Origin of the sequence: Actinokineospora sp., from assembly GCF_050699995.1 — a bacterium.
Taxonomy (GTDB): domain Bacteria; phylum Actinomycetota; class Actinomycetes; order Mycobacteriales; family Pseudonocardiaceae; genus Actinokineospora.
Genome location: NZ_JBOHGC010000677.1, coordinates 1 through 7139, shown reverse-complemented (window position 1 = coordinate 7139; position 7139 = coordinate 1). Strand labels below are relative to the sequence as shown.

Genomic DNA, 7139 nt, shown 5'->3' with positions numbered 1-7139 from the left:
GACCACATTAGTAAGGTATGCTAAGCATCATCGAGTCAGCCCCGGTCGGACGTGTGCTGACCACCTGAATCATGCGCGCCGCGGCCGGGACATCTACGGGATGGCGGTAACGCGAACCAGTGCGGGCATACGCGGGTGGTACCCGAGAGCAGCAGTCCGAACGCACCTCACCCCCACCCGCTTCGCCCCCGCCCGTGTCGCCTCCCGCGGGCACGTTCTCCTCCCTGCGGATCCGCAACTACCGGCTCTTCGCCGCCGGGAACCTCGCGTCGAACCTCGGCACCTGGATGCAGCGCATCGCCCAGGACTGGCTGGTCCTGGTGCTCAGCGGCCACAACCCGGTCGCCCTCGGCATCGCCGCCGCGCTGCAGTTCGCGCCCACGATCCTGCTGTCCCTCTGGGCCGGGGTCCTGGCCGACCGGCTGGACAAGCGCAAGCTGCTGATCGGCGTGCAGCTCGGTGTCGCCGCGTGCGCGCTCGTGCTCGGCGTCCTGGACGTGACCGGCCTGGTCGAGGTCTGGCACGTCTACATCCTGTGCTTCGTGGTCGGGGTGTTCTTCGCGATCGAGGTGCCGGTCCGGCAGTCGTTCGTCGCCGAGATCGTCGGCCGATCGCAGGTCACCAACGCCATCGCGCTCAACTCGACCGGGTTCAACCTCGCCCGGGTGGTCGGTCCCGCGATCGCCGGCCTGATGATCGTGCTGATCGGCACCGGCTGGCTGTTCCTCGCCAACGCCGTGCTGACGCTGGCCGTCGTCGGCAGCCTCTTCCGCATGCGGGCGGCCGAGCTGCACCGCACACCGAAGATCCCGCGCCGGCCCGGACAGCTGATGGCGGGCCTGCGCTACGTGCGCAAACGCCCGGACATCATGACCGTGATGGTGCTGGTCTTCTTCGTCAGCACCTTCGGGATGACCTTCTTCGTGACCCTCGCGGTGGTCGCCGCAAACGTTTTCGGCAAGGACGCCGCCGGGTACGGCGTGCTGTCGACCGCCCTGGCCGTGGGCACCCTGGCCGGAGCGCTCCTCGCGGCCCGGCGCAGCTCGAACGGCAGGCCGCGGACCCGGCTGCTGCTCGGCGCGGCGTTCGCGTTCGGCGTGCTGGAGGTGGTGGTCGGCCTGATGCAGTCCTACACCGCCTTCGCGATCGCCCTGGTCCCGGTCGGGGTGGCGCTGATGACCTTCATGACCACCGCGAACGCCACCGTGCAGCTGGCCGTCGCGCCGGAGATGCGCGGCCGGGTGATGGGCCTGTACATGCTGGTCTTCCTGGGCGGCAATCCCGTGGGGGCGCCCATGGTCGGGTGGATGGCCCAGCAGTGGGGTGCGCGGTCGCCGCTCTACATCGGCGGGTCGATCGCGGCGCTGACCGCGGTGGCGTGCGGGGTGTTTCTGGTGCGCCGCGGCGGGGTCAAGCTGCCCGCTCCGAGATGGCGTCGACAACGGGTGTTGCGGAGGAAGTAAAGTTAGGCTAACCTAAGTTTCGTCGCCTCGTGGTGGGGGTGGCAGTCAGTTCGGGAACAGTGAGACCCCGCTCCGTGCGTCCGGAGCGGGGTCTCGCCGTTTCGGGGGATCGACAGATCCGAGTGGTGGATCAGTGCTCGGGCCAGGTGTGGACCGGCTCGCCCTCGCCGCTCAGTTCGATGTACCGGCGGAGCATCCCGGTGAGGGCGGCGTCGCGGTCCAGCCCGCGGGATTCGAGCCGGGCGACCACGGCGCGCTGCCAGGTCGACCCGGTGCGTCTGGCGAGGCAGCGCTGCTCGATCACGCCGAGGTAGCGCTCACGCCAGAAGTCCGGCACGCCGCAGTCGGCCAGCCCGTCGTGCGCCATCGGCAGCAGCTTGCGCAGCACCAGTTCGTCCGGCGGGATCCAGCCCATGCCCGGCCAGTAGAGCTGCGCGTCGAACGCGTGCCGGGCGCCGGAGTAGAGGTTCTCCTCGGCCGCCTGGAACGACATCTGTGTCCACACAGGACGCTCTTCGTTCGTCAGCGCGCGCTGGGCGCCATAGAAGAAGGCCGCGTTGGCCATCAGGTCGATGACGGTGGGACCCGATGGCAGCACCCGGTTCTCCACGCGCAGGTGGGGGACGCCGTCCATCACGTCGTACACCGGCCGGTTCCAGCGCCAGATGGTCCCGTTGTGCAGCCGCAATTCGGCGAGCCTGGGCGCCCGACCTGAGTCCAGCGCCTCCTTCGGGTCCTCGTCGTCGAGCAGCGGCAGCAGCGGCGGGAAGTACCGCACGTTCTCCTCGAACAGGTCGAAGATCGAGGTGATCCACCGCTCGCCGAACCACACCCGCGGCCGCACACCCTGGTTCTTCAGTTCCTGCGGCCGGGTGTCGGTGGCCTGCTGGAACAGCGGAATCCGGGTCTCGTGCCACAACGCCTTGCGCAGCAGGAAAGGCGAGTTGGCGGCGAGCGCGACCTGAACGCCCGCAAGGCACTGCGCGGCGTTCCAGTTCGGCGCGAACTTGTCCGGCGGCACCTGCAGGTGCAACTGCGCCGACGTGCACGCCGACTCCGCGAGGATCGAATCCTGCAGGCTGCGCAGGCGTTCCACGCGCTGGCCGGGCAGCGCGGTGCCCTCCATGTTCAGCAGCATCTCCTCACCGCGCGCGGCGAAGATCTGGTCGTTGAGCTTGCGGTAGCGCGGGCTCTGCGAGAGCCACTTCGACTGGAAGTGCTCGCCGCGCAGCGTCGGCAGGGTGCCGATCATGACGAGCGTGGCACCCGCGTCCTGCGCTTTCTCGCCCGCGTCGGCGAGCGTCGCGCGCAACTCGGTCTCCAGATCCGGCGACTGGTCCCCGCGCAACGGCCTGGGCCGAACGTTGAGCTCGAGGTTGTGCTGGCCGAGTTCGGTCGTGTAACTGGGGTCGTCGATCTTCTCCAGCACCGTGGTGTTGAGCATGGCGGGCCGCAGCGAACTGTCGACCAGGCTCAGTTCGATCTCCAAGCCCATCCACGGCGGGGACTCCGCGAAGCCGCCTTCGTTGAGCATCCGCTCCAACGCGTCGAGACACCGCTGCACCTTCTGGCGGTATCGCTGCCGGTCTTCCTGGCTGAACGCATCGGTCGTGATGTCCTGCCCCATGCCGCCCTCCCCGTCCGGCCGGAATTCGTCCGGCATCCGTGCGGGAAGCCAACGTTTTCACAGGGTTGTGGTCGGTGCTAGCGGCCAAATTGGTGCCGTGAGTTATGTCGATGTCACGCTGAGCAAGCAGTGGCGGTTGGCCCCCGGTTCGGGCCCGACCATGCGAAACTGCGCGGTGTGGCGCAGGTGATCGAGGTGACCGATCCGTCGGATCCCAGGCTGGACGACTTCCGGGACTTGTCGTCCGCCGACCGGCGCCCGGACCGGCCCGGCGGGCGCGGTCTGGTGATCGCCGAAGGCGTCGTCGTGGTGCGGCGGTTACTGGCCTCCCGGTACCCCGTCCGGGGACTGCTCGGGGTGCGGCGCCGAATCGAGGCGCTGGGCCCGGAACTCGACGGCCTCGACGTGCCGGCGTATGTGGCAACGGCTGAGGTCATGGCCGAGACCGTCGGCTTCCACCTCAACCGCGGCGTGCTCGCCGCGGCGGACCGCGCGGCCCCGCCCGATGTCGTCGAACTGGCCGCCAAGGCTCGGGTTCTGGCCGTCCTCGAAGGGGTCGGCGACCACGAGAACCTGGGTTCGATCTTCCGCAACGCGGCGGCACTCGGCGTGGACGGCGTGCTGCTCGGTCCGGGCTGCGGCGACCCCCTCTACCGGCGCAGTGTCCGGGTCTCGATGGGGCATGTGCTGGCGGTGCCGTTCGCCCCGCTCGAACCCTGGCCCGACGGGCTCAAATGGTTGCGCGACAGCGGCTTCCGGGTGTTGGCACTCACCCCGGGGGCCGGAGCGGTACCGCTGTCCGAGGCCGTCCGACCCGGCGAACGGGTGGCGGTGCTCTTGGGGTCCGAAGGGCCCGGCCTGACCGAGGAGGCCATCGCCGCGGCGGAGCAGGCGGTGCGCATCCCGATGGCGGGCGGGGTCGACTCGCTGAATGTGGCGACCGCGGGGGCGGTCGCCTTCTACGCGCTTGGTGGAGGGGACGACGGTGGAGCTGCACGCCAGGGATGAGCGGGCGGTGCTGGTCGGTCACGACGGCACGGCCGAACGCGAGGTCGACCCGGACAGTCTCGCCTTGGGCGCCGACCTCGCGGCGTCGCTGCACGAGTGGGCGCGGGTCGTCGGGGCCGTGCACCGCAGTGAGGCGGGGGAACCGGGTCAGGCCGGGTTCGTCGTGTCACGCCGGGGCAGGCAGCTCGCGGGACGCGTCGCCAACGCCATGGGACACCCGATCAGCTACGTCGACCCGCTGACCGGCGACGTGTCCGTGGTCCAGCCCGCCGAGCGCCCGAGCGCGCATCGGCAGCGTCCCCCCGAGCCGACGCCTTGGCTGACCGGGCTGACGGTCGCGTTCTTCGCCTTCGTCTTCGTCGCCGTCGCGATCAACGGACTCGCCGCCACCCTGGCCGAGACCAGTCCGCTGCTGGGTGTCGGCTCGAACATCGTGGTCACCGCCGGCCTGCTGCCCTCGATCTGGCTGGCCCGGCGCACCCCGGTCCTGCGCTGGCTGGCGGTCGGCACGGCGGCGGGGATCGCCGTCGGCTGGATCGGGCTGCCGTTCATCTTCTTCGGCTGACTTGACGTGCGCGCGCCCTCGGCGTGTAAATCCAATCGGTTATACAACCGAGAGGTTATGGAATGGCTGTCGACCAGCTGGACGCGACCTTCGCGTCTTCGACGCCTTGACCAAGCCCGAGCTGCTCAAGCGCTGGCACGGCGCCCAGGGCTGGAACCTGATCGAGTGCGCGGTCGACCTCCGCGTCGGCGGCGACTGGCGGATCGTCTCCCAGGGCCCGGGCGGCATGATGATGTTGGAGATCCGGGACCTGGTCGCGGCGTCCCCGATGGAATCCGGAATCAACCAGAGCTACGCACGTCTCGACGACGTGCCGGCCTCAATGTCGAAAGCAGGCTGACCATGAACTGGACCCTCGAAGTCGTCGTCGTGCCGGTCACGGATGTGGCCCGCGCCAAGGAGTTCTACTCCGAGACCCTCGGCTTCAACGTCGACCACGACACCTTCATCAGCGACGAGATGCACGTCATTCAGCTGACCCCGCCCGGGTCGGGCTGCTCGATCGTCATCGGCAAGGGCGTCGGCGTGATGGAACCTGGTTCCCTGCAAGGCTTGCAGCTCGTCGTGAACGACTTGCGGGCCGCGCACAAGCAGCTGACCGAGCGTGGGGTGGAGGTCAGCGAGATCCGGGTGGCGGGCCCGAACGGCTTCGAGCCTGCCGTCGACGGAGACGAGCTGAACAACGCGGGCTTCTGCTTCTTCAGCGACCCGGACGAAAACGGCTGGGCGGTCCAGCAGATCACCGCGCGCCCCTGAGGGAACGCCTGCCCGGGGTCGGCATGGGCCGACCCCGGTGTGGGCGGGTCAGTGCGCGACGTCGAAGACCATCTTCTGGATTCCGTTCGAGTAGGACTCGCTCTCGACGAGCTTGAGGTTCTGCTTGTCCTTGTCGGCGTCGCTGAACAGCCGCTTGCCCGCGCCGAGCAGGACCGGGAAGACCAGCAGGTTGTAGCGGTCGATCAGGTTCGCGTCGGCCAGGGAGCGGTTCAGAGCGGCGCTGCCGTGGACGATGATCGCTCCGCCCTCGGTCTCCTTGAGCGCGGCGACGTCGTCGAGCGAACGGAGGATGGTGATGTCGCCCCAGTTGGACACCAGGTCGTTCTCCTGCAAAGTGGTCGACACGACGTACTTCGGCATCACGTTGTAGTCCGCGAAGTCCTCGGTCATCGTCGGCCACACCGGCGAGAACGACTCGTAGCTGACCCGGCCCATCATCATGGCCGACGCCTCGCCCTGCTCACGGCCCTTGAGTTCGTAGGCCGCCTCGTCGAACTCGATGCCGTTGAAGGTCCAGCCCGTGTTGCGGTAACCCGGTTCCCCGCCGGGCGCCTCGACGACACCATCGAGTGAGACGAACGCGGTGGTGATCAGGGTGCGCATTGGTTGCTCCTTGGTTGTTCTTCCGTGCTGTCATCAGTGCGACGAACGGCAGGGTGCCGAATCGACACCTTTTGCGAAAAGTTTCGGCGCACCGACGTGCTTGGTCAGGCCAGAGAATCCTGCCATGCATTGTGGAGGTCGGCGAAGTGACCGGTGTTCGCGATCAAGTCAGCCGGGGAGCCGTCCTCCACGATCCGTCCATCGGCCACCACCAGCACGCGGTCGGCGATCAGGACCGTCGACAGGCGGTGGGCGATGATCAACGCCGTCCGGTCCTTGAGCACCGACTCCAACGCCGTCTGCACCGCCCGCTCCGTCGGCACGTCCAAGCTCGACGTCGCCTCATCCAGCACCAGGACCGCCGGGTCCGCGAGGAACGCGCGCGAGAAGGCGACCATCTGGCGTTGGCCGGCCGACAGCCTGCCCCCTCGCTTGCGGACATCGGTGTCGTAGCCCTCGGGCAGCGCCTCGATGAACGCGTGGGCGCCGACCGCCTGGGCCGCCGCTTCGATCTCCGGGCGGGAGGCGTCCGGGCGGCCGAGGGCGATGTTGTCCGCGACCGAGCCCGCGAACAGGAAGTTCTCCTGCGTCACCATCACCACCGACCGGCGGAGGTCCACATCGGACACCGACCGCAGGTCGACGCCGTCGAGCAGGACCGCCCCGGAAGACGGGTCGTAGAAGCGGGCGACCAGCTTGGCCACCGTCGACTTGCCCGCGCCGGTCGCGCCCACCAAGGCCACCGTCTGACCTGCCGGGATGGTCAGGTCGAACTTCGGCAGGACCACCGGACCCGTGGCGGAGTAGCGGAACTCCACCTGGGCGAACCGCACCGACCGCCCGCCCGCGTGCGGCGGCGGGGTGACCGCGTCCTTCGGGTCGAGGACGTCGGGCTCCTCCTCCAGCAGACCGGAGATCTTCTCCAGCGCCGCGGTCGCCGAGGTGTAGGAGTTGGCGACCATGGCCAGGTCGTCCAGCGGGTCGTAGAACCGGCGCAGGTAAAGGGTGAACGCGGTGAGGACACCCAGTTCCAGCCCGCCGTTCGCGACCCGGCACGCGCCGATCGCCAGGACCACGGCCAGTGACAGGTTGCCCA

General features: G+C 69.0%; 8 protein-coding genes. 5 read left to right on the top strand and 3 right to left on the bottom strand.

The window, feature by feature from the left end; all coding sequences use genetic code 11:
• The first annotated feature begins 194 nt into the window (after positions 1–194).
• Complete coding sequence (locus ACRDSQ_RS33380; protein WP_431426721.1) at positions 195–1463, top strand: MFS transporter; 1269 nt, start codon at positions 195–197, stop codon at positions 1461–1463.
• Positions 1464–1593: 130 nt separating this feature from the next.
• On the opposite strand, the gene ACRDSQ_RS33375 is transcribed toward ACRDSQ_RS33380, so the two are convergent.
• Entirely contained in the window at positions 1594–3090 is a 1497-nt protein-coding gene (locus ACRDSQ_RS33375) for a glutamate--cysteine ligase (RefSeq protein ID WP_431426719.1), read from the bottom strand.
• 177 nt (positions 3091–3267) lie between these two features.
• Here ACRDSQ_RS33375 and ACRDSQ_RS33370 point away from each other — a divergent pair, with 177 nt between their 5' ends.
• Genes ACRDSQ_RS33370 through ACRDSQ_RS33355 form a run of 4 tightly spaced genes read left to right on the top strand, consistent with a single transcriptional unit; the run spans position 3268 to position 5419 of the window.
• Complete coding sequence (locus ACRDSQ_RS33370; protein ID WP_431426717.1) at positions 3268–4098, top strand: TrmH family RNA methyltransferase; 831 nt, start codon at positions 3268–3270, stop codon at positions 4096–4098.
• Positions 4076–4663 carry a DUF2537 domain-containing protein gene (locus tag ACRDSQ_RS33365; protein ID WP_431426716.1) on the top strand — a complete coding sequence of 196 codons (588 nt, stop codon included), beginning with the start codon at positions 4076–4078 and terminating at the stop codon, positions 4661–4663. The genes ACRDSQ_RS33370 and ACRDSQ_RS33365 overlap by 23 nt, the downstream gene beginning before the upstream one ends.
• 1 nt (position 4664) lies before the next feature.
• Positions 4665–5003 carry an SRPBCC domain-containing protein gene (locus ACRDSQ_RS33360; protein ID WP_431426714.1) on the top strand — a complete coding sequence of 113 codons (339 nt, stop codon included), beginning with the start codon at positions 4665–4667 and terminating at the stop codon, positions 5001–5003.
• Between the two features lie 2 nt (positions 5004–5005).
• Positions 5006–5419 carry a VOC family protein gene (locus tag ACRDSQ_RS33355; RefSeq protein ID WP_431426713.1) on the top strand — a complete coding sequence of 138 codons (414 nt, stop codon included), beginning with the start codon at positions 5006–5008 and terminating at the stop codon, positions 5417–5419.
• 48 nt (positions 5420–5467) lie between these two features.
• Here the strand turns inward: ACRDSQ_RS33355 and ACRDSQ_RS33350 are convergent, their stop codons facing one another.
• The gene (locus ACRDSQ_RS33350) at positions 5468–6043 is read right to left on the bottom strand and encodes a dihydrofolate reductase family protein (protein ID WP_431426712.1); all 576 of its coding nucleotides are present in this window, start codon (positions 6041–6043) and stop codon (positions 5468–5470) included.
• A gap of 104 nt (positions 6044–6147) precedes the next feature.
• Positions 6148–7139 (bottom strand): ABC transporter ATP-binding protein (locus ACRDSQ_RS33345; RefSeq protein ID WP_431426711.1); only part of this gene is annotated, 992 nt, incomplete at its 5' end.

Coding starts and splice junctions, on each gene's coding strand:
- ACRDSQ_RS33375 (WP_431426719.1), bottom strand. CDS start 3,090: ATGGGGCAGGACATCACGACCGATGCGTTCAGCCAGGAAGACCGGCAG.
- ACRDSQ_RS33350 (WP_431426712.1), bottom strand. CDS start 6,043: ATGCGCACCCTGATCACCACCGCGTTCGTCTCACTCGATGGTGTCGTC.
- ACRDSQ_RS33355 (WP_431426713.1), top strand. CDS start 5,006: ATGAACTGGACCCTCGAAGTCGTCGTCGTGCCGGTCACGGATGTGGCC.